A 26,028-nucleotide genomic window follows, 5' to 3' on the forward strand; every position below is an offset into this window, starting at 1 on the left:
CGCGCAACTTAGGAAGAGCATCGTCTCCGGTGGGGCGTCCGGACTTCAAATCCGGGTGAGGCAGATAAGACTGTCTCGGGTGGGTTCGACTCCCATGCTCTTCCGCCACTCCTGGCGGTCGCCTTACACCACCTCGATGCCTGGCGCGCCGTCACTGAGCGTGCCGATGATGCTCGCACAGGGATAACCCGCCGCCTCGATCTGCGCGCGTATCGCCTCGGCCCGTTCGGGCTTGCACGCCACCAGTAGGCCGCCCGAGGTTTGCGGATCGGTCAGCAGGGCGCGGCGCCAGTCCGGCAAATCCGCGGGCAGGGTGACGCCGTCGCTGTAGCTGTTCCAGTTGCGGTTGGAAGCGCCGGTGACGTAACCCGCCTCGGCCAAGGCCGGTGCCTGTCTGAAGTACGGAATGCGCGCCTGTTCCAGGCGTATGCGCAGGCCGCTGCCACGCGCCATCTCCAGGCCATGCCCCAGCAGACCAAAGCCGGTGACATCGGTGATCGCATGCACATCCTCGTCCTTGCCCAGTTCGCAACCGATACGGTTGAGCAAGGTGGTGGACACCAGCATCTCGGTATACGCGTCGGCGGGCAGCGCCTGCTTCTTGAAGGCTGCCGAATAAATGCCGACACCGATGCCCTTGGTCAGGATCAGCGCGTCACCGGCGCGAGCCGTGGAATTGCGCCGCACGTTACGTGCCGCGCACAGACCGACCACGGCAAGGCCGTAGATCGGCTCGGCCGAATCAATCGAGTGGCCGCCCGCCACTGGAATACCCGCCTGCGTGCAGACCGCTTCACCGCCGGCAAGAATCGCTCGCACCGTCTGCACGTCGATCTTGTTCAGCGGCATGCCCAGGATGGCCAGGGCCATGATCGGCTTGCCGCCCATGGCGTACACATCGGACAGCGCATTGGTGGCGGCGATGCGGCCGAAATCGTAGGGATCATCGACCACCGGCATGAAGAAGTCGGTGGTGGCGATGATGCAGGTACTTTCATCCACCTGCCACACGGCAGCATCGTCGCTGGATTCCGTGCCCACCAGCAGATGCGCGTACGGCATGGTTGCAGGCTTGTTGGCGAGCAGCTCCTGCAACACCGACGGCGCCAGCTTGCAGCCACAGCCACCGCCGTGGGCCAGATCAGTCAAGCGAACGGAGGTCATGCACGCTCCTCCCGAAGGCACGTGGGCCAGGGTTCGCGCAGCATAGCGAAAAGCGGCTAATGGTGAAGTGTCGCTGGGCGTCAGGCGTGCGGACTGCGCATGACCGCCGAACCCTTGAGCCGCCAGGGGCAGCCGCCGAGGCTGGCTTGTCACAAAGAGGCAAGGGCCGCGCCACCCGCCGGAGGTCGCCATTCGGGCCTCGGCGGCAGACCTCGCCGACAGCATGCCCGCTATTCGGGTACTTGCTCAGTGAACGGGAAACCACAGCACGAAACGCGTGATGCCCTGGAGCTGACTGTCTACCGTGACCTGGCCGCCATGAAGTTCCATGATGCTTTTCACGATGGACAGGCCCAGCCCGGTCGAGTTTGCCGAGTCGCTGCGGGATCGATCCACGCGGTAGAAGCGGTCAAACAGCTTGTCCAGATGCTCTTGCGGGATACCTGCGCCGGGATTTTCCACCGCGACCGTAACCGCATCATTCGTCTGCCGGGCAAGTAGCGTGATGGTTTGGTCCGGCGGGGTATAGCGCAGGGCATTGGATAAAAGGTTGCCCACGGCACGGCGGAACAGTTCGCGATCGGCCATGAGCGTGGCGGAGCCCTGAATATCGATGCTGACGCGTGCGTCCGAAGCGATGCCTTCGAAGTAGTCGGCAATACGCTGCAACTCCTCGCCCACATCGAGCGCCGAGCGCTGCAGCGCGAACTGGGGGTTGTCCGCTCGCGCCAGGAACAGCACGCTTTCGATGGTCCGACTGACGCGGTCGCATTCCTCGATATTGGATCCGAGCAAGGCCTGGTACTCCGCCGGCGTACGCGTGCGGGCCAACGCAACCTCGTTGGTGCCGCGCAGGTTGCCCAGCGGCGTGCGCAGGTCGTGGGCAAGGTCGACGGTGAACTGCCAGACCCGCGCGAAGCCGCCCTCGAGACGGTCGAGCATCTCGTTCAAGGCATGGGAGAGGGCGTGGAGCTCGGTCGGCGCGTTGCCGGCCGACAGGCGTGTATGAAGATTCTGCGCATGGATGGTGGCAGCTTCGGCGGCCATGGATCGCAAGGGCCGCAGTGCCCGGCGCACCAGCAGATGACTCAGCACCATGGCCGCGAGCATGCCCGCCAGCAGGCGCAATGCCATGTCTCGCCGATACCGTCGCAGCAGCACCTCGCGGTCAGCGAGCGAGCGCGCCACCATGATGGTCACATGCGCACCGTCGCGCATTTGCCCCACCACGGCCACGCCACGAATGGGCAGGCCCTGATCGCCATGCCAAGTGTGCAGCATGGTGGCGACGATGCGCTGACCGACGGGCACGGCACCGTTGGCGTCGAGTGGAAAGCCCATGGGATTGTGGTCAACGATGACTTGTCCCGCATCATCGATCATGCGCAAGGCATTGCTGTTGTCACCGAGCACGCTGACCACCATCCGATCCTGATGGGTCTTCAGATCAGCGATGGAGTCCAGCTCGGCGACCAGCCGGCGAAGATGGCGTGCCGAAAGCACGAGGTTGGTCTCGTCCTGCTCCAGGATGCGTTGCTCGGCCGCCCGATAGAGCAGCCAGCCCACCAGGATGAAACACACCGCGGTGATCACCGTGAAGGTGACGGTCAAGCGCGTGGCGAGGGAGAGGCGACGCATCAGTCGTCCCCGCGTTCTTCATCGAGCACGTAGCCCATGCCGCGTACGGTATGGATCAGCTTGGTGTCGTGACCGTCGTCGATCTTTGCGCGCAACCGGCGTATGGCGACCTCGACCACGTTGGTATCGCTGTCGAAGTTCATGTCCCACACATAGGAGGCGATCTGGGTGCGGCTCAATACCTCGCCGCGCCGTCTCGCCAATAGCTGCAGCAGCGAGAATTCCTTGGGCGTCAGATCGATGCGCTGACCGTTGCGCCGCACACGCCGCCGCACGGCATCGATCTCCAGATCGCCGATATGGACGTGTTCGATATCGCGCGGCGGTCCGCGTCGGAGCAGGGTGCGGATGCGCGCAAGCAGCTCCACGAAGGCAAAGGGCTTGACCAGATAGTCGTCGCCGCCGAGCTCGAGGCCGCGGACACGCTCTTCCAGTTCGTCGATGGCGGTCAACAGCAGGACCGGCGTGTCCTTCTTGGTGCGAAGCCGACGCAACACCTCCCACCCGTCCATGCCAGGAAGCATGACGTCGAGAACCACCAGGTCGTAATCCTCTTCGAGCGCCTGGTGCAGGCCATCGATGCCGTTGGCCACCACGTCCACGGTGAAGCCCGATTCTTCGAGTCCCTTCTTCAGGTACTCGCCGGCTTTCTTCTCATCCTCGATAACCAGCAGGCGCATGGGGGCTCTCGCGTGGTGCCTGGGCCGATCATACGCGGGGCGCCCGGGAGGCGTGATTACAGATTTGTCAGGTGGCGGTCAGGGGCATGCAAGCGCCTGGAATCTAGCCTCATCCCTGACCTGATCTGTCCAAGACGGAGCCTGCTATGTGGATCGTCCAACTGGCGCTGCGCCGGCCCTATACCTTCATCGTGCTCGCCCTGCTGCTGGCCATCATCGGCCCGCTCATGGTGCTGCGGACGCCGACCGACATCTTTCCCAACATCAATATTCCGGTGTTGAGCATCGTGTGGTCGTTCAACGGCTTCTCGGCCGACGACATGACCAACCGCATCACCACCCCCTATGAGCGCGCCCTGACCTCCGACGTGGACAACATCGAGCACGTGGAGTCGCAGACGGTCAACGGCACGGCGGTGATCAAGGTGTACTTCCACGAAGGCGCGGACATCAATCGCGCGATCGCCGAGGCGTCGGCCAATGCGCAGTCGATCCTTCGCGTGCTGCCGCCGGGTACCTTGCCGCCGCTGGTGATCTCGTACAACGCCTCCACCGTACCGATCCTGCAGCTCGCACTGTCCAGTCATACCCTGCCGGAGCAGCAGCTGTATGACCTGGGCAACAACTTCATCCGTACCCAGCTGGCGACGGTGCAGGGCGCCGCCATTCCGCTGCCATTCGGCGGCAAAGTGCGGCAGATCATGGTCGACATCGACCCCAAGGCCTTGCAGGCGCATGGTCTGTCGCCGCTGGACGTGGTCAATGCGGTGAACGCGCAGAACCTGATCCTGCCCGGTGGCACCGCCAAGATCGGCGAGCTTGAGTACAACGTGAACCTCAACGGCAGCCCGACCTCGGTCGATGCGTTGAACATGATGCCGGTGAAGGCGACGGACGGTGGCGTCACCTATCTGCGCGACGTGGCGACCGTGCGCGACGGCTTTGCACCGCAAACCAATATCGTGCGCGTGGACGGTACGCGATCGGCCTTGCTGCAGGTGGAGAAGTCCGGCGACGCCTCGACGCTCGACATCATTGCCTCGGTGAAGGGCATGCTGCCGAAGATTGCCGCGGGTCTGCCCAAGGCGCTGGATATCAAGCCGGTGTCCGATCAGTCGGTCTTCGTGAGTTCGGCCGTGGCGGGTGTGGTGCGCGAGGGCCTGATCGCCGCCGGACTCACCGCCGTGATGATCCTGCTGTTTCTCGGCAGCTGGCGATCAACGCTGATCATCGCGATCACCATTCCCCTGTCGGTGATGACATCGTTGATTGCACTTTCCGTGCTCGGTCAGACCATCAACATCATGACCCTGGGTGGCCTGGCGCTGGCGGTGGGCATCCTGGTCGACGATGCCACCGTGGCCATCGAAGCCATCAGCCACCACCGGGACCTGGGCAAGTCGCTGCATGACGCGATCATCGATGCGTCGGCGCAGATCGCGCTGCCGACGCTGGTATCGACGCTGTCGATCTGCATCGTGTTCCTGCCGATGTTCCTGCTGTCCGGCGTGGCGCGCTATCTGTTCGTGCCGCTGGCCGAAGCGGTGGTGTTCGCGATGCTGGCGTCGTATTTCTTCTCGCGCGCCCTGATTCCCACGCTGGCCATGTACATGCTCCGCAACGATCGCGCGGCTGATGGTGCTGGACAGGGGCGTGCCGGCGCACTGCGTCGATTCCAGCAGCGCTTCGAGCGCGGCTTCGAAGGCTTTCACGGGCGCTACCAGGGCGCGTTGCGGACGGTGCTTGCCCATCCGCGCCGGTTGGCGGTGATATTCGCCCTGGTCTGCGGCGGTTCGCTGTTGCTGGTGCCATTCCTTGGCCGCGATTTCTTCCCGACCTCGGATACGGGCGAAATCCGCCTGCATCTGCGGGCCCACACCGGTACGCGCATCGAGCAGACGGCGCGGCTCGTCGATCTGGTGGAGCAGCGCATCCGGGTCATTATCCCGCAGCGCGAGCTGGGCAGCGTGCTGGACAACATCGGCCTGCCGGTCAGCGGCATCAATATGACCTATGACTCTTCCTTGCCCGTCGGTTCGGCCGATGCCGATGTGCTGATCTCGCTCAAGCCCGACCATCGCCCCACGGAGGAGTACGTCAGCGCGCTGCGCGAGCACCTCAATCACGATTTCCCCGGTGTGACGTTCTCGTTCCTGCCGGCCGACATCATCAGTCAAACGCTGGACTTTGGTCTGCCGTCGCCGATCGACGTGCAGGTGGTGGGCAATGACAAGGAGGGCAATCGCAAGGTTGCCGAGCAATTGTTGGCCCAGCTGCGCCACGTGGATGGCCTGGTGGATCCGCGCATCCAGCAGCCGAACGACGCGCCATCCATCAATGTCGACGTCGATCGCGTGAAAGCGATTGAAGCGGGTTTCCAGCAGCGCACGATTGCGCAGAACCTGCTCATTGCATTGTCGGGCAGTGCGCAGACCACGCCCAACTTCTGGTTGAACCCGAAGAATGGGGTGAGTTATCCGCTGACCACGGAAGCGCCGCAGTACACCATCGATTCGCTGCAGGCGTTGGGCAATATTCCGTTGAGCGCAGGCGGCAGCAAGCAGGTGGTGCCGCCGATCCTTGGCTCGCTGAGCACGCTCAGCCGCACTTCGCAGGACGCGGTGGTGTCGCACTACAACGTGCAGCCGGTGATCGACATCTTCGCTGGCGTGCAGGGACGCGACCTGGGTGCGGTGGCGGGCGATATCGATCGTCTGGTCGCGACGGCCAAGGCGCAGCTGCCGGCGGGCTCCAGCATCGCGGTGCGCGGCGAAGTGCAGACCATGCAATCCTCCTTCAAGGGCCTGATGCTCGGGCTCGCGTTTGCGGTACTGCTGGTGTACGCGCTGATGGTGGTGAATTTCCAGTCCTGGACCGATCCGCTGATCATCATCAGCGGACTGCCGGGTGCGCTCGCCGGCATGGCCTGGATGCTGTTCGTGACCCGTACGACGATCAGCGTGCCTGCACTCACCGGCGCCATCATGTGTATCGGCATCGCCACGGCCAACAGCATCCTGGTGGTCAGCTTTGCGCGCGATCGGCTCCAGGAGGGCGCGACGGCGCTGCAGGCGGCTTTCGATGCCGGCAGCACCCGTTTCCGTCCCGTGCTCATGACGGCGCTGGCCATGCTGATCGGCATGCTGCCGATGGCGCTGGGCCTGGGCGACGGCGGTGAGCAGAACGCGCCCTTGGGTCGCGCCGTGATTGGCGGCCTGATGTTCGGCACCGTGGCCACGCTGGTGTTTGTCCCGGTGGTGTTCGCCGCCGTGCACGCGTGGCTGGGCCGCCGCCAGCAGTCCTTGCCCGCACTTCCTTCCCCGCTTCCGACGCCCTGATGGGAGAGTCACCATGACCGCGCTCATTCCAGTTCCGACATCGTCACGTTCGCGTCTGCCCATCGTTCTGCCGCTGGCCGCCATCTGCCTGGCGCTGGCCGCCGGTGGATTGCCGAGGCTCTCTGCACACGCGGCGGTGGTACGCCAGACGGCGGCGCTCAGCACGCCCACGGTCGCCGTCGTTGCCCCCGATGCTGCAGCGCTCCACCAATCGCTCGTCTTGCCAGGCGACGTGGAGGCCTTCCAGGAAGCCAGCATCTATGCGCGCACCAGCGGCTACCTGGGGCAGTGGCTGACCGACATCGGCACGCATGTTCACAGCGGACAACTGCTCGCCGAAATCCAATCGCCCGAAGTTGACGCACAGCTCGCGCAAGCCCGCGCGGACGCAGCGACGGCGTCGGCCAATTACCAGATAGCCAAGGTCACCGCCTCCCGCTGGGAGAGCATGCTCAAGAGCAACGCGGTATCCGAGCAATCCAGCCAGGAGAACGTGAGCACGATGAAGGCCAAGCAGGCCATGCTTGCGGCCGCGCAGGCGAACGTGGACCGATTGCAGCAGCTGCAGTCGTTCGAGAAGGTCTACGCGCCTTTCGACGGTGTTGTTACCGTGCGCAATATCGATGTCGGTGCGTTGATCGATGCCGGCAACGGCGGCACGCCGGCCGCGCTGTTCAAGCTGGCCGAAACGGACAAGCTGCGCATCTTCCTCAACGTACCGCAGGACGATGCCGCCGATGTCCAGTTGGGTGCGCGGGCAACACTGACGCTGCCGCAATATCCGGGACGAACCTTCGTGGGCAGCGTCGCCCGCACCGCAGGCGCGATCGATCCGGTCAGCCGCACCCTGCGCGTGGAGGTGGATATGGACAACGCCGATGGCGCCGTTCCGCCCGGCGCCTATGCCCAGGTGAGTCTGGCCCTTGCAGCACCCAAGGCCATGCTGTCGTTGCCGGCCAATACGCTGCTGTTTCGTCCCTCGGGCGTGCAGGTGGCGACGGTCGATGGCAAGGGGCAGGTGCGCTTGATGCCGGTCACGCTGGGGCGGGACTTCGGCACGCGTGTCGAGATTCTCAAGGGCTTGAGTGGCAAGGAGCGCGTGATCGTCAATCCGGGTGATGCCGTCAGCAACGGGCAGAGCGTGAGCATCAACGCTCACCCGGCCGATGCGAGTTGAGCGAGGAGGCATAGTCATGCGCAACCCATCTCTTTCACGCGTTGTCTGCACGCTGGCCGTGGCTGTCGGGCTCGGTCTGTCGGTGGGCTGCACGCCGGGACCGGCCTATGTGCGGCCATCGATCAGCGTGCCGGACCATTTCAAGGAGGCCGTGCCTGAGGCATCCGAACCACAGCGTGCGGCGCCAGGCTGGGTTCAAGCCCAGCCGAACGACACGGCGCGCCGCGGCGACTGGTGGACCTTGTTCCATGACCAGACGCTCGACCAGCTCGAGGCACGCGTCGACGCAGGCAATCAGTCGATCGCCAAAAGCATCGCCAATCTGCAGGCCGCCAAGGCCGAGGAAAAGGAAGCACGTGCCGCGTACTACCCGACCATCACGGCCGGTGTCGCTGCTGACCGCAACCACACCTCACAGAACGTCGTGGGTCGTTCGTTGGCCGGCAAGACCGTGTCGGACTATCAGGCCGGACTGGACGTCTCCTGGGAACCGGATCTGTTCGACCGCATCGGTCACCAGGTCGACGCTGCGAAGGCGCGTTACCAGGCCGACGAGGCGGATCTCGCCTCCGTTCGACTGGCCATGCATGCGGAACTCGCCATCGATTATGTGGACCTGCGCAGCGTCGACGCAGAGACGGCCTTGCTGCAGCAAACCGTGGCCGACTTTACGCAGGCGCGCGATCTCGTGCAGGTACGATTCACCGGCGGCATTGCATCGGATTCGGATCTGGCCGAAGCAGAGACCCAGTTGCAGGTCGCCAGCGCGCAGCTGGTGGACCTGGGCGAGAGTCGCGCACGTTTTGAACATGCCATCGCCACCTTGATCGGCGTGGCACCGGCCGAGTTGTCCATTGCCGCATCCACCAGTGCGATCGCCATGCCGGCTGTGCCTCCGGGCCTGCCATCGACCTTGCTGCAGCGACGTCCCGACATTGCTGCCGCCGAGCGGAGGGTGGCCGCCGCCAATGCCGATGTCGGCGAGGCGACCTCCGCTTTCTTCCCCGACTTGCTGCTCTCTGCATCAGGCGGTGTCGAAGCGTCGCGGTTCACCCAGCTGGCAACGCTGCCCAGCCGCTTCTGGGCGATTGGACCGGCCCTCGTGGGCACCTTGTTCGACGGCGGTCGCCGCAAGCAGGCGCTGCACCAGGCCGAGGCCCGCGAAGACGGTGCCGCTGCCGATTATCGACAGACCGTGCTGTCGGCGTTCCAGGATGTGGAGGACAACCTGTCCTCGGTGCACGTGCTGGGCGAGGAGGCGGGCACGCAGCAGCGAGCGGTCGAGGCCTCCGGTCGTGCCGAGCAACTCGCACTGACGCGCTACAAGGCGGGAGCCACCGATTACCTCGAAGTGGTCACCACGCAAAGCGTGAGCCTTGATCAACGGCGCGTCTACGTCGAACTGTCACGCCGCCAACTGGAGTCGGACATACGCCTGATCAAGGCGGTGGGTGGCGATTGGGACGCTGGCAGCTTGTCGGGCAACGTCGGAACCGTCGCGCAAGAGCACAGCTGAAATCACCTGAGCAACAGTGACGCCACAACGCACCACGCGACGGCGATCAGGGCGGGCCATCGCGCCCAGGTGAGCCCTGCAAAGGCGACGGCGGCAATGGCCAAGTCCTTGCCGCCGTGCACTGCGCTGACCCACACGGGGTTGTAGAGCGCCGCTGCAAGCAGACCCACCACGATGGCGTTGACGCCGGCCAGCATGCGCGCCGCCCATGCCTTCGAAGCCAGTGCGCGCCAATACGGAAGCGCGCCGGAAACCAGGAGCAATCCCGGCGAAAAGATCGCCAGCACGCTCACCGTGGCGCCCAACCATGCCGAGTGTCCCTGGTAGATCTGCTGACCCAGGAAGGCCGACACGGAGAACATCGGGCCCGGCATGGCTTGTGCGGCGCCGTAACCGGAGAGAAACGTGCTGGGCGTGACCCAGCCCGGATCCACCATCGCCTGCTTGAGCAAGGGCAAGACCACATGCCCGCCACCGAACACGAGCGCGCCGCTCCGATAAAACGCGCACGCCACTTGCACCAGCAAGGGCAGGGCAGAAGTTGCTGCAAGCGCGACCGCCAGCAACAGACCATGGGCGAGCAGCAGCCAGCGGCCCGACTTCGCGCCATAGCGCAGGGAAAAGGCTTCACCTGGCCGACCATCCACATGACGGCACACCCACAGGCCAAGCGTCGCACCACACACCACAGCGGCCAGTTGCATCCATGGGCTCGCGCTGACGACACATACGGCAGCCGCGGCGAGCGCAAGCAGTGCGCGTTGCCAATCAGGGCACAGTGCGCGAGCCATGTTCAATACGCCCTGCGCAACCACCGCGACAGCGACCAGCTTCAGGCCATGAATCGCGCTCTCGCCCCAAGGCCCCGCCAGGTGGCTGCTCCATGCGGCAAAGGCGAACATGAGCAGGGCGGAGGGCAGGGTGAAGGCGACAAAGGCCGCCAAGGCACCCATCCAACCTGCGCGCAGTAGTCCTATCGAAAACCCGAGTTGGCTGCTGGCCGGCCCTGGAAGGAATTGGCACAGAGCGAGCAATTGGCCGAAGTGCTCCTCATCCAGCCAGCGGTGTCGCTCCACGAACTCGCGATGAAAGTAACCGACGTGCGCGATCGGACCGCCAAACGAGGTGAGCCCGAGTCGCAGAAAGACGCGCCCGACTTCCAGGGGATGGCCGATATCGTCGGCATGGGCAGGCTGGGTCGGAAGCGAATCCATGTGCCACGGAAGCATGCGTCAAAGGAAGCCGCTATGAGACCGCATCGTGCGCAAGAAGGGGAGTGCCACGGCACGATCGGCTGCGCCCAGATAAAAAACTGGACTGCGCCATGCACCGACTCCGAGGGGCATCGGTGCCTGCGCAGCCAGTCGTCCGAAAGTCCCGTCGCCTGCCAGGACGAAAAGGAACAAACACGGATCACCTGGCCATCCGCCTGCTGGCCAGGTGGTATGGCCACGGAAGCTAAGCGCTCTGCGATGTCGACCGGATCGCCAGGCGACGCAAGGCCAGGCGAAGGCCGATGCGGTAGCCGCTTTCGATATTGCCGTTGATGATGACGGTGGCGACGGGAGGCTTGTGCAAGCCGGCGCAGCATTCGATGCCATCGCCGAAATCGTCGTGCACGTCGATATAGGGCGCACGCAGATCGTCGATCGCCGCACTCAGCCCGGCTTCGGGATGCGCGCGCATCTCGGGCGCCAGGTCGCCCGGATCGAGCAGCACGAATTCGGTCGCCTCGGACTTGGCCTCACCTACCAGTGCTATGAAGTTGCCCAAGGCGCCGCAGGCACGCATTTCGAGGATGCGTCCGGCCTGCAGGGCTTGTTGCTGAAGGTTGTAGAGCAGATCAGCGGTGAGGGAATGGCCGCTACTGTGCGGCCCACGGACAATCAAGATACTCACGACATCGCACTCGACACGGCTACTCAGAGCGAACGTCCCATAGTGCGGCTGCGTGCCGTAAAGGCGCTACGTCAGAACAGGCGCAGCGGCGTAAATTTCCCGCAAGATGGGAGGGCGCGGCACAGGGTGCGGTGAGCCGATGGATGGAGTCTTTGGCGCCACGGGGCAAGGTAAATCCGCATCGAGCGATCCCTACTCGCCCGCATACAGGGCGATGGCGATCGCCGCCTTGCGCGCCGCGCCAATCGCGTCGATCTCTCGTCGATAGGTGAGTGGCGTGCTGCCGGACATCATCGGCCGCCCCCGGGGCATCACCCAGAATGTCCCGCGAAACTCGCGGCGACCATGAACCATCTCGAGCACGGCATCGACGTCGAGCGATTCGATAAGACCATCAGTCATGGGGCATGCATTGCCAGACGCGGGGGGCCGCACATAGTGCTGCATCCACATGTCGAACGGATGTCAATCGCAAGAACCGGATGGAGATCGTCGCAATCCACGAGTTCGTGCGGCAATGCGCCGCCATCAAAGTTTCCAGTGAGCTAGATCGCAGCAGGTACTAGCGTCGCCACGTCACGCCGGGGCGGGGCGCCGAACATGCGCGAGTACTCGCGACTGAACTGCGAAGGGCTTTCATAACCCACTTGATAAGCCGCCGACTCCGCCGTGGCGACACCGCTCACCATCAGGTGCCGGGCTTCCAGCAAGCGCAATTGCTTCTGGTATTGCAGTGGCGTCATGGCGGTCAGTGCCTTGAACTGGCGATGGAAGGCGGAGGGGCTCATCTGCGCGATGGAAGCCAGGTCTTCGATACGCACGGCCTCGGCAAACTGATCGCGCAAGGCATGGATGGCCCTGATCACGCGTTCCGCGTGACCGTTCGCCAGCGCCAGGCCAGCCACCTCGCCACCGTGTGGACCGGTGAGCAGCCAGTAGCAAAGTTCGCGCATGATCATCGGCGCGATCACCGGGATGGCCTGCGGCGTGTCGATCAGGCGCACCAGCCGGTACACGCATTCGGCCATGTATCCCTGGAAATGGGTGACGAAAATGCCGTGCTGCACCTTGCTTACCGGTGGCGGCGGCGCCTCGAGTCCTTCCAGCACCTCGCGCATCACCGCCAGATCAAACTCCACGATGATGCCCAGGTATGGCTCGCTGGGACTGGCCTTGACCACACGGCTCAGCGCCGGTGTCTCCACGCTCACCACCAGCGCCTGCCCCGGTTTGTAGTCAAACCGCTGGCCACCAAACGTGGTCCATTTGGCGCCCTGCACGACGACGCAAAGCGCCGGCTTGAAGACCAGGTGCGCGGGGTGCTTGCGATGATCCGAGCGCAAAAAGGTGAGGCCCGGGACCGGAGTCTCGAAAGGGCCGGACCCCGCTTGCGAGTCGGTGTAGCGTTTGACGATGTCGGTCAAGGCGTCTGGCATAAGGCGCGCTCCCAGCGTGCAGAACGCCATGCTAGCCCCATTTTTGGCGGCCCGATCACCGCCGGGCAGGATTAGGCAAGAAGGTGGTCAGTTCCGGCATTTGGTGCGGACAGAGGCGCGCCTAAGCTGATGCCCATCCTGATCACCTTGGAGATAGGCATGACCATCCTCGCTGCACGCACACCGGAACAGAAGATCGCCATCGTCACCGGCGGGAGCCGCGGACTGGGACGCAACACCGTGCTCAACCTCGCCGCGCGCGGCGTCGACAGCATTTTCACCTACCGCTCCAACGAGGCCGAAGCCGCGGAGGTGGTGAAGCAGGTTGCGCAGTCGGGGCGGCAGGCGGTCGCCCTGCGTTTGGATACCGGCAACGCGGCGGATTTCGATGCGTTCGTGAGCCAGGTGCGTGACGCACTATCGACGCTGGGCGCCGAGCGCTTCGACTACCTGGTCAACAATGCGGGCACCTCGCATCACGCATCGATCGACGCCACCACCGAGCAGGAGCTGGACAGTCTCTACCAGGTCCACTTCAAGGGCGTGTTCTTCCTCACCCAGAAGCTGCTGCCGCTGATCAACGACGGTGGCCGTATCCTGAACATTTCCAGCGGCCTGACCCGCGTCACCATCCCGGGCAGCGCGGCGTACGCCTCGATGAAGGGCGCCGTCGAGGTACTTACCCGTTATCTCGCCAAGGAACTCGGCGCGCGCGGCATCGCCGTCAACACGCTGGCCCCGGGCGCGATTGCCACCGATTTCAGCGGCGGCATGGTCCGCGACAATCCCGAACTCAACCAGCGCGTCGCTGGCATGACGGCACTGGGCCGCGCGGGCGTACCCGACGATATCGGCCCGCTGATTGCGTCGCTGCTGGGTGAGAGCCATCGCTGGGTCAATGGGCAGCGTATCGAGGCATCGGGCGGCATGGTGCTCTAAAGCCTGGCCTGCGTTACGCCGCCCGCGATCTCCAGGATCAGGCCGGCGTAAACGCAGCGATGTGCTCGCGTGCGAATTCGGCTGCGGTCATGGGTGCGCGGCCCACCAGTTGCTCAAAGGCGTCGGTCATCCGGTCGTAGCGATGTTCGCGGTGCAGCTGAGCCATGACGACAAGATGTGCGATCAGGTGCGCTGGCTGTTGGGCTTCGTGCAGCTTGGCTTCCCACATCTGCGATGGCACATTGACGTATTGGATAGTGCGGCCCAACGCCTCGCTGAACTCTTGCGCGAGCTCGGTCATGGTCAGCGATTGGGGGCCAGTCAGTTCGTAAATTTTGCCGATATGCGGTGCTGGGTTGGTCAGCACGGCCGCAGCAGCTGCACCCACATCGGCCGCGGCGATGGGCGAGGTCCTGCCATCGGCAAACGGAAAGCGGATGGCGTTGTCGTCGCGTATGCCCTTGGCGGCCTGCAGCAGAAACAGGCCGTCGAAAAACGCGGTCGGGCGCAGATAGACCACGGGCAGGCCGGACCAGCGCAGCATTTGTTCGGCGAGCCAGTGCTGTTTCTGTTGCGGGCTGCGGGTGGTTTCTGTCTCGCTCATCTGCGACAGGGTCATCTGCGCGAGATTGACGAACGCTTTCACGCCCAGGCTTTTTGCGGTGACGGCGACGTTGGTCGCTGCCTCCAGATAATCCGGCGATACCGACATCGTGAAGTAGACAACGCTGCAGCCTTGCATGGCCGCACGCACGGCAACGATATCGAGCATGTCAGCCACCACGACGTCGGCGCCCAGCGCCCGCAGCCTGTCTGCGCGTGAGTCTTCCCTGCGAACCATGGCGCGCACGCGATGCCCTTGCTTCAACAGGATGCCGATGGCCGTTCGTGCCGTCGAGCCGACACTGCCGGCGGCGCCGGTCACAAGGATGGTTTCCTGATGCATCTCTTTCTCACTTTGGAGGGGAGCGGGAACAGATCGATGGAAGCCATGGCGCGCCCACGAATGGCCAGCGCGCTTCTGCTACGATCTATGTAGGAAAATACATAGTGGCATCACGTCCTAACTATGTCAAAAAATACATAGATACCCGTGCGGGTGGCTTGGAGACGGTGGGATAAACACATGATTGATAAGAAAGAAACCGCAGCAGGCAAGGAAAAGCCGCTGAAGCATGTCCTGCTCGCCGGCATCCATAACGAGCCGCGGTCGGGCTATGAGCTGACCAAATGGCTGCAAATCGTCGGCCAGCATTGCTGGTCGGTCGAGCACAGTTCGGTCTACCCGGCTTTACGCGAGCTTGAACAAGACGGACTCATCCAATCGCAGCGCGCGCCCGGAACGCGTGGACCGGAACGTTCGATTTACAGCCTGACCGATGCGGGCCTTGAGAAACTGCGCACCTGGGTGGCGCAGGGCTCGCCGCGTCCGACGATCAAGGACGAACAGATGCTTCGCGTGTTGTGTTTCGATTTATTGCCACGCGAAAAAGCTTTGCAGCAAATCCGTGAAGTACGTGCCGAGCATCAGGCGCAACTGGATTTCTTTCTCGCCAGGCAGGCGGTGCTGACCGAGCAACAGCTTGGGCCGCTGTTGGTGACACGCCGTGGCGTCATGGCGGAACAGGCTTATATCGCCTGGTGCGATGAGGTGGCGGACATGATCGACCGCAGGCCGGCTTAGCGCGCACCAGGCGCGCATTTGTCACTGATCGGACATCTGCATTGTCATATTCACCCGGCCTTTGCATAGATTCATAAAGCCTTCGCGTTATCCAACTGACATAAGCTACCGTTACCATTTTTCGGGATATGCGAGTGACCGCGTTCGATGCAAGAACCCGTCATTCGGTCTTCTGGAAGCACTTCATGTCGCACGCCTGGTGGGCGCTCGTGTTGTCGGGTTGGCTTTGTTGGGGGACGAGCCATGCAGGTGGATTACAGGCATCAATCGCTGCTGGCAGTGCCGTCGGTGTCTATGCGTTCGATATCGGTCCGCAGCCGTTGAGCACCGCGGTGAAAGCGTTCAGTGATATCACCGGGCAATCGTTGCTGGTGGATGAGCGGTTGCTGGTCGGCAAGGTGTCGCCGGGAGTGCGTGGCCAGTTCACGACCGAAGACGCGCTGCGCCGGTTGTTGGCCGGTACCGGCCTGCGCGAGCGCTATGCCTCCGACAAGGCGTTCACGCTGGAATCGTTCGGCAGCAGCAGCGCGCAGGGATGGAATGAGAACGACGCCCAAGGCGCGATCGACAATACCTGGGAAGTGTATGGCGCCTCATTGCAGGCAGCCCTTGAACGGGAATTGTGCCGGGTACCGAATGCCAAACCCGGTACTTACCGGCTGGCCTTGCAAGTATGGATAGACGAAGAGGGCAGGGTGAATCGGGTGCGTTTGCTGGGCACGACCGGATTGCAGGCACGCGATGCCACCATCAGTGGCGCGCTTGAAGGCGTGCATGTGGAACCGCCGCCGGCAGGCCTGGGTCAGCCCATGACGCTGCTGCTCCTGCCCGCGAACAAAGCGCACCCGCTGCGCTGCGAGGCCCCCGTGGCCTCGCGCAGCTGAGGCATCGCGATGGTGCCTTCGTCCCTGTCCTTGCTTGGCTTGTTCATGGAGTGGCAGCCGGAGCTGCGCCGCCGCCTGCGTCGCCGCCTGGGCTCCGAAGAACTGGTGAACGACGTCCTGCAGGAAACCTATCTGCGCGTGGAGCGGATGGGCGACAGCTCGGTCGTCTCGCACAATCCCGAGGGCTATCTGTTCCGGATGGCCTTGAACGTGGCTGCGGACCAGCGGCAGGCCGACGCGCGTTACCTGACCGGCGAGGAAGTGGAAGATCTGCTGCACTTCGCCGATGACGCGCTCGATCCGGCACGCATCGTCCATGCGCGGATGGAGGTGGCCGCGCTCGAGCAGGCCATGGCCGAGCTGACCGAGCGCCAGCGCGCCATCCTGATCGCGGCGCGGGTCGACGACCTGCCGCAACAGGACATCGCCGACCGGTTCCGGATCTCGGTCCGCATGGTGGGCAAGGAATTGAAGCGGGCGCTGGAACATTGTGGACGGCGTCTCGATCGGCGCGTGGTCCAGCGGTTCGGTCCCGGGGCCGGAAAAGAGTCTTAAGGGTATGAGTTCACGTTCTTCCGCCATGGGCCACGATTCGGCGCTGCACCGCGAGGCGCGCGATTGGCTGCTCGTGCTCACCTCGGGGCGCGCCACTACGGACGATGCCTCCGGCTTCAAGCAGTGGTGCGCGCAGAGCACGGCTCACGCCCAGGCCTTCGCCGAAACGCGTCTGCTCTGGGAAAACCTGGGCACGGCGGCACGCCATCAGCGCGAGCAGGAACAAACCGTAGCCAAGCGCGCGCGGATGAGTCGCCGCGCCTTCCTGGGCGGCGCCGTGGCCGCGTCGGCGGCGCTGCTGGTGGCCCGCTCGCCCTTGAACCTGTGGCCGAGCCTGCCCGACGTGATGGCCGACTACCGCACCGCCACGGGCGAGCAGCGCCAGATCGAATTGAGTCCCGGCGTCGTCGTGGAAATGAACACGCAGACGGCGATGAACGTGCGCATGTCCGAAGGACGCGCCGTCGGGATTGAACTGCTGACGGGGGAAATCCAGTTGCAGGTTTCGGGCGGGCATGCCGGCATCTTCGAAGTGAATGCATTGCAGGGAGGCATCCACGCGGCCTCGGGCACGCTGTGCAACGTGCGTTGCCTTGATGGCCGGGTCCAAGTGACCGGCCTGGACGGAAACATCCGCGTGGCTTACCAGGGACGGTCGGAGCAGTTGGGGCGTGCGCAACAGACGGGCTATGGCAGTGAGGGCCTCTCGCCCGTGGCGCCAGCCGATACCGAGGAGGCCATTGCCTGGCGTCGTCGCGTGCTGGTGTTCGACAACCGCCCGCTGTCGGACGTGATTGCGGAGATCAATCGCTATCGGCCCGGCAAGATCATCCTCACCAACGACGAACTGGCGTCACGCAAGGTGCACGCCCAGGTATCGCTCAACCAGCTTGGCGACGTCGCCTCGCTGATCCACCAGGCCTTCGGTGCGTCGGTGCGCTCCTTGCCCGGCGGCATCGTACTGGTCAGCTGATCCTTTCCCATGACGTCTATCGATGGCCGCGCCTGGCGCGCGTGCCACGTGCGTGATCGTGCGCCCGTTGCGTGACGGCTTGAATGACAGTTTGGTGTCTGCAACTGCGAAAACAGGCTGAAACAGTCGCTGACATGAATTTTTCGTGACTTGGTTCAGTCCCTTCGTCAGTCCTCCGTCTTTCTGGGCAAGGACGAATGCTGGGGCTGGGATGCCCACTTTCTCTTCCGTTCGGGATGGTCCCGGGCGGCCGTATCGGCAAGAGGGAAGGGTGAGCCTGCGGGCTCGCCCAGGGAAGGCTTTGCGTGATGGGATCGAACGACGTCTGGCCGTTTGGAAGGCCGTCCACAGGAAGTGAGCGCGGCGCCGTTCATCGACGTGGCCATGTTGCGCATGGCACGGGATTGAGCGTCGCCGATACATTCGAAGCGAATCGGACATCCTCTTGTCGCCTTCCGGTTAGAACCGCGGGCATACCCTTGCCTGTCGCGCTCGCGCGAAGCGTGCCGCGAACGCTCAGGGGGCGGGTGTGCGCATGATCGATGGCAAGGGAATGGCATGGCCGGCGCGTTTCAAGCCGCTGGCCTTCGCGCTGATGTGCGCTTTTGGCGTCGCACATGCACAGCAAGGCGGTGGTGCTGCCGCGGCGCCTGCGCGCTTCGACGTCAACGAATACCTGGTGCGCGGCAACCATCTGCTCGACGCCGTTGAGATCGAGCAGACCGTCGAGCCGTATCTCGGCCCGGGCCGCAGCCTTGACGATGTGCATGCCGCGCGCGACGCCCTGCAGAAGGCCTACCAGGCCAAGGGCTATCAGTCGGTCGTGGTTGAAGTGCCGCCGCAACAGGTGAAGGACGGCGTGCTGTTGCTGCAGGTCACCGAGAACAGCATCGGCCGCGTGCGCGTGGAAGGGGCGAAATACCACTCGCCTGAAGCGATCCGCGAGGCCGTGCCTTCGCTGGCCGAAGGTCATGTTCCGAACTTCACCCAGGCGCAGGCCGAACTGGCGCAGGTGAACACGCAGCCTGGCCAGCAAGTCGTGCCGATGCTCAAGCCCGGTACCTTGCCGCAGACGATGGACGTGACGCTGAAGGTCACCGACTCCTATCCCTTGCACGCCAGCGTGGAAGTGAACAACGACCACAGCGCCGACACGCCGGAGCTGCGCACCGTCGCCAACGTGCGCTACGACAATCTGTGGCAGGCGGGTCACACCATTTCCGCCACGTATATCGTCGCGCCGCAGGATCGCCACGCGGCCGAGGTCTATGCGCTGTCCTATCTCGCGCCGCTCAACAGCGATTGGGCCTTGCTGGGTTCGGGTTACAAGTCCAACAGCAACGCGAACACGCTGGGCGGCACCACGGTGCTGGGCAAGGGCAACTCCGAAACCCTGCAGGCGACGCGCAACCTGCCGCTGTTGGGTGCCTACAGCCAGTCGTTGTCGTTCGGCATCAGCCACAAGCACTTCGACCAGAACATCACGCTGGGTGAGCAGACATCCAAGGTACCGATCACCTACTACCCGCTCAGCGTGACCTATAACGGCCAGCGCAGCGGCGACAGGTCGAACCTGGCATTCACGCTCACCGGCAATCTCGGCTGGAGCGGCCTGGGCAGCTCGCGCACCGAGTTCGACAACCTTCGCTACAAGGCGAAGGACAACTACATCTATGTGCATTCGGACATCAACTACACGCACTTGCTTGGCGGGGACTTCTCCATCGCCGTGCGTGGCAGCGTGCAGCTGGCCGACTCGCCGCTGATCTCCAGCGAACAGTTCGCCGCCGGCGGTGCCAGCAGCGTGCGCGGCTATCTGTCGGCCGAGGAAACCGGCGACAACGGCGCGGTGGCCTCGGTGGAACTGCGCAGCCCGTCACTGGCCAGTGCGGTCGGACACTTCGTCGACGACTGGCGCTTCCATCTGTTTCTCGACGGCGGACGCGTGCTGCTGATCGATCCGCTGCCCGACCAGCAAAGCCGCTTCAACCTGGTCAGTACCGGCGTCGGCACGCGCTTCAGCCTGTTCCGCGTGCTCAACGGCGAGCTCGAATTTGCCTATCCGCTGCACGACGGCACCCGCACGCGTGCCCACAACGGGCAGGTGCTCTTCAGCCTGAAGGCCAACCTGTGAAGGACCTGGCCGCGAACCGCTCAAACCATGGATTCCCGACGCTTAGGGGTGGAACTACGATGCGTTACCTGATCTTTGCATGCCTGCTATGCCTTTCGTGGATGGCGCGTCCTGCCCTGGCCGCCGACGTTTCCTGGTGGAACGACGACTGGACCTACCGCAAGCCCATCACCATCGATACAACGCCCAAGGGCGCCAGCATGACGCCGGCCACCGGCCGCGTGCCTCTGCTGGTGCGCCTGCATTCGGGCAACTTCCAGTTCGACGGCGTAGCCAAGAATGGAGCCGACCTGCGCTTCATCGCCGCCGACGGCAAGACGCCGCTGAACTACGACGTGGAAACCTTCGATCCCGTCATGGGCGTGGGCCAGGTCTGGGTCGACACCGCCGACCTGCCGTCCAACGGCCAGCAGACCATCTGGATGTACTACGGCAACACCAAGGCGCCGGTGCAGAGCAGCGGTGCCGCCACGTTCGATGCCGACTACACGCTGGTCTATCACTTCGACGAAGCCGCCGGCAGCCCGCCCAAGGACGCCACCGCCTACGCCAACAACGCGCAGAAGGGCGTGGTGCGCACGGTCGACGGCGGTATCGTCGGCCGTGCCGCGCGCTTCGATGGCACCGCAGCGGTCGAAGTGCCGGCGAGCACCTCGCTCAACGTCTCCGACGGCGGCGCCTTCACGTTCAGCAGCTGGATCAAGCTCGATGCCGTGCCGACCGCGCCCACGGCGATCTACGTGCGCCGCCAGGAAGGTCGCGCCTTCATCATCGCGCTGGCCGATGGTGCACCGTACGTCGAGGTGGATGGCGAGCAGCCGCTGCGCACCCCGGCGGGTGAAGCGCTGAAGCCGGGCCAGTGGACGCATCTTGCGGTGACGGGTGAAGCCGGTCACGTGCATCTTTACGTCAACGGTCGCTCGTATGGCGAAGTGGCGGCATCGATGCCCGCCCTGAGTTCGATCGCCACCCTCGGTGGCGATACGGCTACCGCCTCGGGTGCGCCGCTGGCCAATCTCAGCGGTGAGATCGACGAGCTGCGCCTCTCGCGCGTGGCGCGTCCCGCCGCCCTGATAGCCATGGACGCCGCCTCGCAGGGCGCCGAATCGCGCCTGCTGCAATACGGCGAGGACGAGAAGAAGTCCGGCTTCGGCTTCGGCTACTTCGGCATCATCGTCAAGTCGGTGACGGTCGACGCCTGGGTGGTCATCGCGATCCTGATGGTGATGGGCCTGATCTCCTGGGTGGTGATGTGGAACAAGGGGCGCTATGTCAGCACCGTCACCAACGCCAACGATCGCTTCCTCGATCGCTTCCGCAGTCTGGGCAGCGACTTGTTGGGCATGTCCGATGGCCAGAATCTGGGCAAGGAATTTGCCGAGTCCTCGCTGTATCGCCTGTATGAAGTGGGCAAGAAGGAAGTGTGGCGCCGCCGCGACGGCCACGGCCGCGTGGTGATCGCCAGCGAATCGATCGAAGCGATCCGCGCCGTGATGGATTCCACCCTGGTGCGCGAAAACCAGAAGCTGTCGCGCTCCATGGTGATGCTGACCATCGCGATCTCCGGCGGTCCGTTCCTTGGCCTGCTCGGCACCGTGGTCGGCGTGATGATCACCTTTGCCGCCATTGCCGCGGCGGGCGACGTCAACATCAACGCCATTGCGCCGGGTATCTCGGCGGCCTTGCTCGCCACCGTGGCCGGCCTGTTCGTCGCGATTCCCGCGTTGTTTGGCTACAACTACCTGTTGACCCGCAACAAGGCAGTGACCGCGAACATGCAGGTGTTCGTGGATGAATTCGTCACGCGCCTCGCCGAGCTCCATCGGGATATCGACCAGACCACGGTCACTGCCTGAGGAGAATGGCCATGCAGGTTCAAGACGACGACAAGCCGTACGACGACATCAACATCACGCCCATGCTCGACCTGGCGTATGTGTTGCTGGTGATCTTCATCATCATGACCACGGCCTCGGTGCAGGGCGTGAAGGTGAACCTGCCCAAGGCCAGCACGTCGGTCAGCCTGGCCAAGCCGCAGACCAAGGCGATCACGGTGTCCGACAGCGGGCAGATCTTCCTCGATGCGTTCCCGGTGTCGCTGAGCGAGCTGGAGCAGCGCCTGCGCACGCAGAAAGCCGTGACGCCGGATTTCCCGGTCATCGTCAAGGGTGACTCCAACGTGCAGTACCAGAAGGTGGTCGACATTCTCGATCTCCTGCGCCGCCTGGATCTCTCGCAGGTCGGCCTGGTCACCGGCAAGCAGCAAGGCTGACGGTGCGAGGGCCACCCATGAACGCACCGGCACCAAGGAATGGCGGATGGAAACGCTGGCGTGGACGCATCGGCGTCGCCTCTGCCGTGATCATCGCCGGGCTGCTGCTGTGGCAATTCGCCGGCCATCAGGTGGGTGTGCGGCGCTCGGCGCCGCGCATCGCCACCATCACGCCCTTGCCGCCACCGCCACCGCCGCCCAAAGAAAAGCCACCCGAACCGAAAAAGGTCGAGGAAACCAAGCAGGAATTGCCCAAGCCCAACGAACCGATGAAACCGGTCGATGCGCCCAAGCAGGCACCCGACCTGGCCAAGCAGGTGACCATCAACGGTCCGGCGCAGGCGGGCAACGACTCGTTCAACATCGGCGCGGGCGATGGCGGCGGCATGGTCGGCAGTGGCGGCGGCAACGGTGTCGGCGGCGCGTCGTATGAGCAATACCTCGGCTACGCGCTGCAGCAGGCCATCGAACGCGACGACCGCACGCGCCGTCTCGCCTTCGACGTGAAGGCCAGCCTGTGGATCGCGCCCGATGGCCGCGTGTCGCGCATCGAGCTGATCACGCCGAGCGGCTCGTCCACCACCGATCACGCGCTGATCGAAGTGCTGCAAGGCCTGCATATCGATACGCCGCCGCCTCCGACCATGCGCATGCCGATACGCGCGGCCATCCGTGGACGTCGACCGGTATGAACCTCACTTCTTTGTTCTTGTTTTGCTTGCCGCAGGGCAACACCACGCATTGGAGAAAGTCATGAGTTCCAGGAATGCTCTGCGCGCAGGCGCGCGCCTCACGCGCCGTGCACTGTGCGCCAGCATCGCCATGCTGTTGGCAGTCACCTCGCTGTCCACGCTGGCGCAGGATGCCGCGCCGTCGCCCAACGCCACCATCAACCTGATCCGGCTGATGGTGAAGAAGGGCTTGATCACCCAGTCCGACGCCGACGGCCTGATCTCGCAGGCCAATGCTGAAGCGGTACAGGCGCAACGCACGGCGGCCACCGCGCAGGCAGCGCGGCCGCCGGTCGACGGTGCGCAGCCGGGTGACGTGCGCGTCACCTATGTGCCGCAAAGCGTGCGCAACGAAATCCGCGAGCAGGTGAAGCAGGAAGTCGTCGCACAGGCCAAGACCGAGCACTGGGCCACGCCCAATGCACTGCCGGAATGGCTCGATCGCATCAGCTGGTCGGGCGATATCCGCGTACGCGACGAATCGTGGCTGTATAGCCGCAGCAATTCGCCGTACTTCATCGACTACGCCGCGCTCAACAAGAACGGCCCGTTCGACATCAACCAGATTTCGCAGGGCGTCAATCCGCCGATTCTCAACTCGCAGCAGAATCGCATGTCCATCCTGGACATGCAGGCGCATCTGGCGATGACCGCCAAGGTCGCCGACACGGTGACAGCGGGCGTGCGCATCGGCACCGGCAACGACAACAACCCGGTGTCCACCACGCAGGCGCTGGGCGGCGGCCTGGTGAAGAAGGATCTCTGGCTGGATCGCGCCTGGATCCAGTGGCAGCCGTACAGCTGGGGCTCGCTCACCGCCGGCCGCATGGCCGATCCGTTTTTCGTCACCGACCTGATCTATTCGCCGGAACTCAACTTCGACGGCATCGCCGGCAAGTTCCATGTGCCGTTCAACAACGAAATCGACGGCTTCGCCACGGCGGGCTTGTTCCCGATCCAGTACACCGGCAACAACACGCCGTCGCAGGCGTTCGGTTACGACAAGAACCATTCGGACGAGCGCTGGATGTCCGCGTTGCAGCTGGGCGCAACCAGGCATATCGACGACGACATGAAGTGGAGCGCCGCGCTGGCGTACTACTACTTCGAGGGCATGCGCGGCAAGTTGTCCGAGCCGTGTCCCATCTATACCGGCATCAACTATTGCAGCACGGACGACGATGCGCCGTCCTACATGCTCAAGGGCAACACCTTGTTCCTGCTGCGCGACATCGTGCCCGATCCGGCCTCGCCGAGTAACTATGCGCAGCCGCAGTTCGTCGGCCTGTCGTATGACTACCACCTGGCCAACGTCACCTCCACCTTCGACTTCAAGATCGGCGAAACGCCGGCGCGTATCCAGGCCGACTACGTGCGCAACATGGCGTATCACGCCAAGGATGCGCTGACGCGCTACGCCAACGGTCTGGGCACGCCCGTGAACAACTACGACAGCGGCACGTCGGCCACGGAGACTGGCCCGTACAAGAGCGGCCCGGTGGGCTGGCTGGTGCGCGGCATCCTGGGCAATCCCAACCCGATGGCGGCGAACGATTGGAACGTCACCTTCGGCTACAAGTACCTGCAGCCCGATGCCGTGCTCGACGGCCTCACCGACGTGAACTTCCACCTCGGCGGCACCAACGCCAAGGGCTTCATCTTCACCGCGGACTACGGCATCGCCACGCGTACCTGGCTGTCGGCGCGCTACTTCAACGCCAAGCAGGTCTACGGACCGCCGTTGGCGATCGACGTGGTGCAGCTTGAGATCAACACCAAGTTCTGAGGAGGTTGCCCATGAAAGCCAAGTCACGTTTCTACCTGTTGCTGATCCTGCTTGGGCTGACGGGCTCGCTACATGCGCAAAGCCTCGAGGAACAGTTGCGCAGCCAGCTGCGTGATGCGCGCAGCCAGCTGCAGGATGTGCAGAACGACCAGGCCAGCTGGCAGGCGCAGAAAGCCTCGGCCGAAAGCGAACGCGACCAGGCCCGCAAGGCGCTGGAGCAGGCGCAGGCCGAGCTGGCCCGTTACAAGTCCGGGGCGGCCGGCGACGGCGTGGCCTTGAAGAGCGAGCGCGATGCGCGGCAGCGTGCGGAAGAAGCGCTGCAGCTCGATCACAAGGCCGTCGCGGAGCATGCGGCGCGCCTGCAGGATCAGCAGACCCGCAACACCGCCTTGACGACGCAGCTGGATGCCGCCACCAAGGAGTTGAGCACGTGCACCGCGCGCAACGAGGCGCTCTACAAGATCGGCAACGAAGTGGTCGATGCGTACGCGCATGTCGACATGACGACGATAGTCGCATCACGCCAGCCCTTCGCCGCATCGGCACGCGTCAAGCTGGAGAACGCAGCGCAAGGGTATGGCGATCGCCTCTACGAGCAGCGCTACAAGCCCGCTGTCGGGGCAGCGCAGCCGTGAAGGCGCGGCGCGCAGGCGAGCGAAAGCCGCCTCGCGCGTGGCGGTACATCGTTTTGTTGGGGGTTCTGGCGTCCGCATGCGCCGAACAGGTGACGGCGGCCGAAGGGCCGTCGTCGTCTTCTTCGGTCGCCTCGCCCAGCTGCGTGGACGTGAGCATCAACCAGCATGCGGTGCTCGCCTTCGACTGTCTCAGCCGCGCGCTGGCCACCGGCTCGCAGCAGCCTGCCGCGCCGCCGCCTGTGCTCGACGCGGTGGCGAACGATCCGTCGAACCGGCAGGTGGGTCAGTACAACTTTTCCGCGCTGAGCCATCGCATGGGCTCCAACCTCGGCAAGTCGGTGTATCCGCAACGTCCGCCGGCAGCCGTGCCCGCGCCGCCCGCCGTGCAGCTGGCGCCGGGGCATTGAATGCGCGCGCATGACAGCCGATGTGACGGCTGGGTGTCGATGCGGATGCCCATCACAGGCCGTGTGCGCGCTCATGAAGTTTTGGTGACAACGGTTCAGTCCCGCCACATGGGGGACGTCTTTACTTCCGACATGCGGCGTATTTGAGCGGGGCTTTCCGAGAGGGAAGAGGGTCTCGTC

Annotated in this window: 23 protein-coding genes and 1 tRNA gene; 16 read left to right on the forward strand and 8 right to left on the reverse strand. The window is 64.2% G+C overall.

The window, feature by feature from the left end; all coding sequences use genetic code 11:
* Positions 1–11 precede the first annotated feature (11 nt).
* Positions 12–108: transfer RNA gene (locus Y882_RS20115), tRNA-Sec, on the forward strand.
* Positions 109–123: 15 nt separating this feature from the next.
* Here Y882_RS20115 and selD read toward each other — a convergent pair.
* The 3 genes from selD to Y882_RS16335 form a co-directional block, all read right to left on the reverse strand.
* On the reverse strand, positions 124–1,164 hold the full coding sequence (gene selD, locus Y882_RS16325; RefSeq protein ID WP_046973003.1) for a selenide, water dikinase SelD: 1,041 nt from the start codon (positions 1,162–1,164) through the stop codon (positions 124–126).
* A 246-nt stretch (positions 1,165–1,410) separates the two neighbouring features.
* Positions 1,411–2,802, reverse strand: coding sequence for a heavy metal sensor histidine kinase (locus Y882_RS16330; protein ID WP_046973004.1), 1,392 nt, complete (start codon positions 2,800–2,802; stop codon positions 1,411–1,413).
* Positions 2,802–3,482 carry a heavy metal response regulator transcription factor gene (locus Y882_RS16335; RefSeq protein ID WP_046973005.1) on the reverse strand — a complete coding sequence of 227 codons (681 nt, stop codon included), beginning with the start codon at positions 3,480–3,482 and terminating at the stop codon, positions 2,802–2,804. The genes Y882_RS16330 and Y882_RS16335 overlap by 1 nt, the downstream gene beginning before the upstream one ends.
* Positions 3,483–3,628: 146 nt before the next feature.
* Between Y882_RS16335 and Y882_RS16340 the strand changes: the two genes are divergently transcribed.
* From Y882_RS16340 to Y882_RS16350, 3 genes are read left to right on the forward strand one after another with little or no spacing between them, the layout of a single operon-like run.
* Positions 3,629–6,820: an efflux RND transporter permease subunit gene (locus tag Y882_RS16340; protein ID WP_046973006.1), complete on the forward strand. Its 3,192-nt coding sequence runs from the start codon at positions 3,629–3,631 to the stop codon at positions 6,818–6,820.
* A gap of 13 nt (positions 6,821–6,833) precedes the next feature.
* Entirely contained in the window at positions 6,834–7,997 is a 1,164-nt protein-coding gene (locus Y882_RS16345; protein WP_052950086.1) for an efflux RND transporter periplasmic adaptor subunit, read from the forward strand.
* 16 nt (positions 7,998–8,013) lie between these two features.
* Positions 8,014–9,513 carry an efflux transporter outer membrane subunit gene (locus Y882_RS16350; protein WP_046973007.1) on the forward strand — a complete coding sequence of 500 codons (1,500 nt, stop codon included), beginning with the start codon at positions 8,014–8,016 and terminating at the stop codon, positions 9,511–9,513.
* 2 nt (positions 9,514–9,515) lie between these two features.
* Here the strand turns inward: Y882_RS16350 and chrA are convergent, their stop codons facing one another.
* The 4 genes from chrA to Y882_RS16370 form a co-directional block, all read right to left on the reverse strand.
* On the reverse strand, positions 9,516–10,727 hold the full coding sequence (chrA, locus tag Y882_RS16355) for a chromate efflux transporter (protein ID WP_046973008.1): 1,212 nt from the start codon (positions 10,725–10,727) through the stop codon (positions 9,516–9,518).
* Positions 10,728–10,971: 244 nt separating this feature from the next.
* Positions 10,972–11,412 (reverse strand): hypothetical protein, encoded by a 441-nt coding sequence (locus Y882_RS18995; RefSeq protein WP_156171526.1) that lies wholly within the window; start codon positions 11,410–11,412, stop codon positions 10,972–10,974.
* A 192-nt stretch (positions 11,413–11,604) separates the two neighbouring features.
* Complete coding sequence (locus tag Y882_RS16365; protein WP_046973009.1) at positions 11,605–11,814, reverse strand: hypothetical protein; 210 nt, start codon at positions 11,812–11,814, stop codon at positions 11,605–11,607.
* A 143-nt stretch (positions 11,815–11,957) separates the two neighbouring features.
* Positions 11,958–12,848, reverse strand: a complete 891-nt coding sequence (locus tag Y882_RS16370) for an AraC family transcriptional regulator (RefSeq protein ID WP_046973010.1) — start codon at positions 12,846–12,848, stop codon at positions 11,958–11,960.
* 159 nt (positions 12,849–13,007) lie between these two features.
* Here Y882_RS16370 and Y882_RS16375 point away from each other — a divergent pair, with 159 nt between their 5' ends.
* Positions 13,008–13,787 (forward strand): SDR family NAD(P)-dependent oxidoreductase, encoded by a 780-nt coding sequence (locus tag Y882_RS16375; RefSeq protein WP_046973035.1) that lies wholly within the window; start codon positions 13,008–13,010, stop codon positions 13,785–13,787.
* Between the two features lie 37 nt (positions 13,788–13,824).
* Here Y882_RS16375 and Y882_RS16380 read toward each other — a convergent pair whose 3' ends face one another.
* Positions 13,825–14,733: an NmrA family NAD(P)-binding protein gene (locus tag Y882_RS16380; RefSeq protein WP_046973011.1), complete on the reverse strand. Its 909-nt coding sequence runs from the start codon at positions 14,731–14,733 to the stop codon at positions 13,825–13,827.
* Positions 14,734–14,913: 180 nt separating this feature from the next.
* Here Y882_RS16380 and Y882_RS16385 point away from each other — a divergent pair, with 180 nt between their 5' ends.
* The 11 genes from Y882_RS16385 to Y882_RS16435 all read left to right on the forward strand — a co-directional run bounded on the left by Y882_RS16385 (position 14,914) and on the right by Y882_RS16435 (position 25,848).
* Complete coding sequence (locus tag Y882_RS16385) at positions 14,914–15,471, forward strand: PadR family transcriptional regulator (RefSeq protein ID WP_046973012.1); 558 nt, start codon at positions 14,914–14,916, stop codon at positions 15,469–15,471.
* A 134-nt stretch (positions 15,472–15,605) separates the two neighbouring features.
* Positions 15,606–16,355: an STN domain-containing protein gene (locus Y882_RS16390; RefSeq protein ID WP_156171527.1), complete on the forward strand. Its 750-nt coding sequence runs from the start codon at positions 15,606–15,608 to the stop codon at positions 16,353–16,355.
* A 45-nt stretch (positions 16,356–16,400) separates the two neighbouring features.
* Complete coding sequence (locus Y882_RS16395) at positions 16,401–16,910, forward strand: RNA polymerase sigma factor (protein WP_244466371.1); 510 nt, start codon at positions 16,401–16,403, stop codon at positions 16,908–16,910.
* Positions 16,911–16,914: 4 nt separating this feature from the next.
* Complete coding sequence (locus Y882_RS16400; RefSeq protein ID WP_046973014.1) at positions 16,915–17,883, forward strand: FecR family protein; 969 nt, start codon at positions 16,915–16,917, stop codon at positions 17,881–17,883.
* A gap of 535 nt (positions 17,884–18,418) precedes the next feature.
* Complete coding sequence (locus tag Y882_RS16405) at positions 18,419–20,017, forward strand: ShlB/FhaC/HecB family hemolysin secretion/activation protein (RefSeq protein WP_052950094.1); 1,599 nt, start codon at positions 18,419–18,421, stop codon at positions 20,015–20,017.
* A gap of 59 nt (positions 20,018–20,076) precedes the next feature.
* Entirely contained in the window at positions 20,077–21,873 is a 1,797-nt protein-coding gene (locus Y882_RS16410) for a DUF2341 domain-containing protein (protein ID WP_046973015.1), read from the forward strand.
* An 11-nt stretch (positions 21,874–21,884) separates the two neighbouring features.
* On the forward strand, positions 21,885–22,289 hold the full coding sequence (locus Y882_RS16415; protein ID WP_046973016.1) for an ExbD/TolR family protein: 405 nt from the start codon (positions 21,885–21,887) through the stop codon (positions 22,287–22,289).
* A 17-nt stretch (positions 22,290–22,306) separates the two neighbouring features.
* Positions 22,307–22,981: a TonB C-terminal domain-containing protein gene (locus Y882_RS16420; protein ID WP_046973017.1), complete on the forward strand. Its 675-nt coding sequence runs from the start codon at positions 22,307–22,309 to the stop codon at positions 22,979–22,981.
* Positions 22,982–23,042: 61 nt separating this feature from the next.
* Positions 23,043–24,806, forward strand: coding sequence for a putative porin (locus tag Y882_RS16425; protein WP_046973018.1), 1,764 nt, complete (start codon positions 23,043–23,045; stop codon positions 24,804–24,806).
* Positions 24,807–24,817: 11 nt separating this feature from the next.
* Positions 24,818–25,441 carry a hypothetical protein gene (locus Y882_RS16430; protein ID WP_046973019.1) on the forward strand — a complete coding sequence of 208 codons (624 nt, stop codon included), beginning with the start codon at positions 24,818–24,820 and terminating at the stop codon, positions 25,439–25,441.
* A 149-nt stretch (positions 25,442–25,590) separates the two neighbouring features.
* On the forward strand, positions 25,591–25,848 hold the full coding sequence (locus Y882_RS16435; RefSeq protein WP_162207426.1) for a hypothetical protein: 258 nt from the start codon (positions 25,591–25,593) through the stop codon (positions 25,846–25,848).
* Positions 25,849–26,028: the final 180 nt, after the last annotated feature.

Origin of the sequence: Dyella japonica DSM 16301 (assembly GCF_001010355.1) — a bacterium.
GTDB classification, from domain to species: Bacteria; Pseudomonadota; Gammaproteobacteria; order Xanthomonadales; family Rhodanobacteraceae; genus Dyella; species Dyella japonica.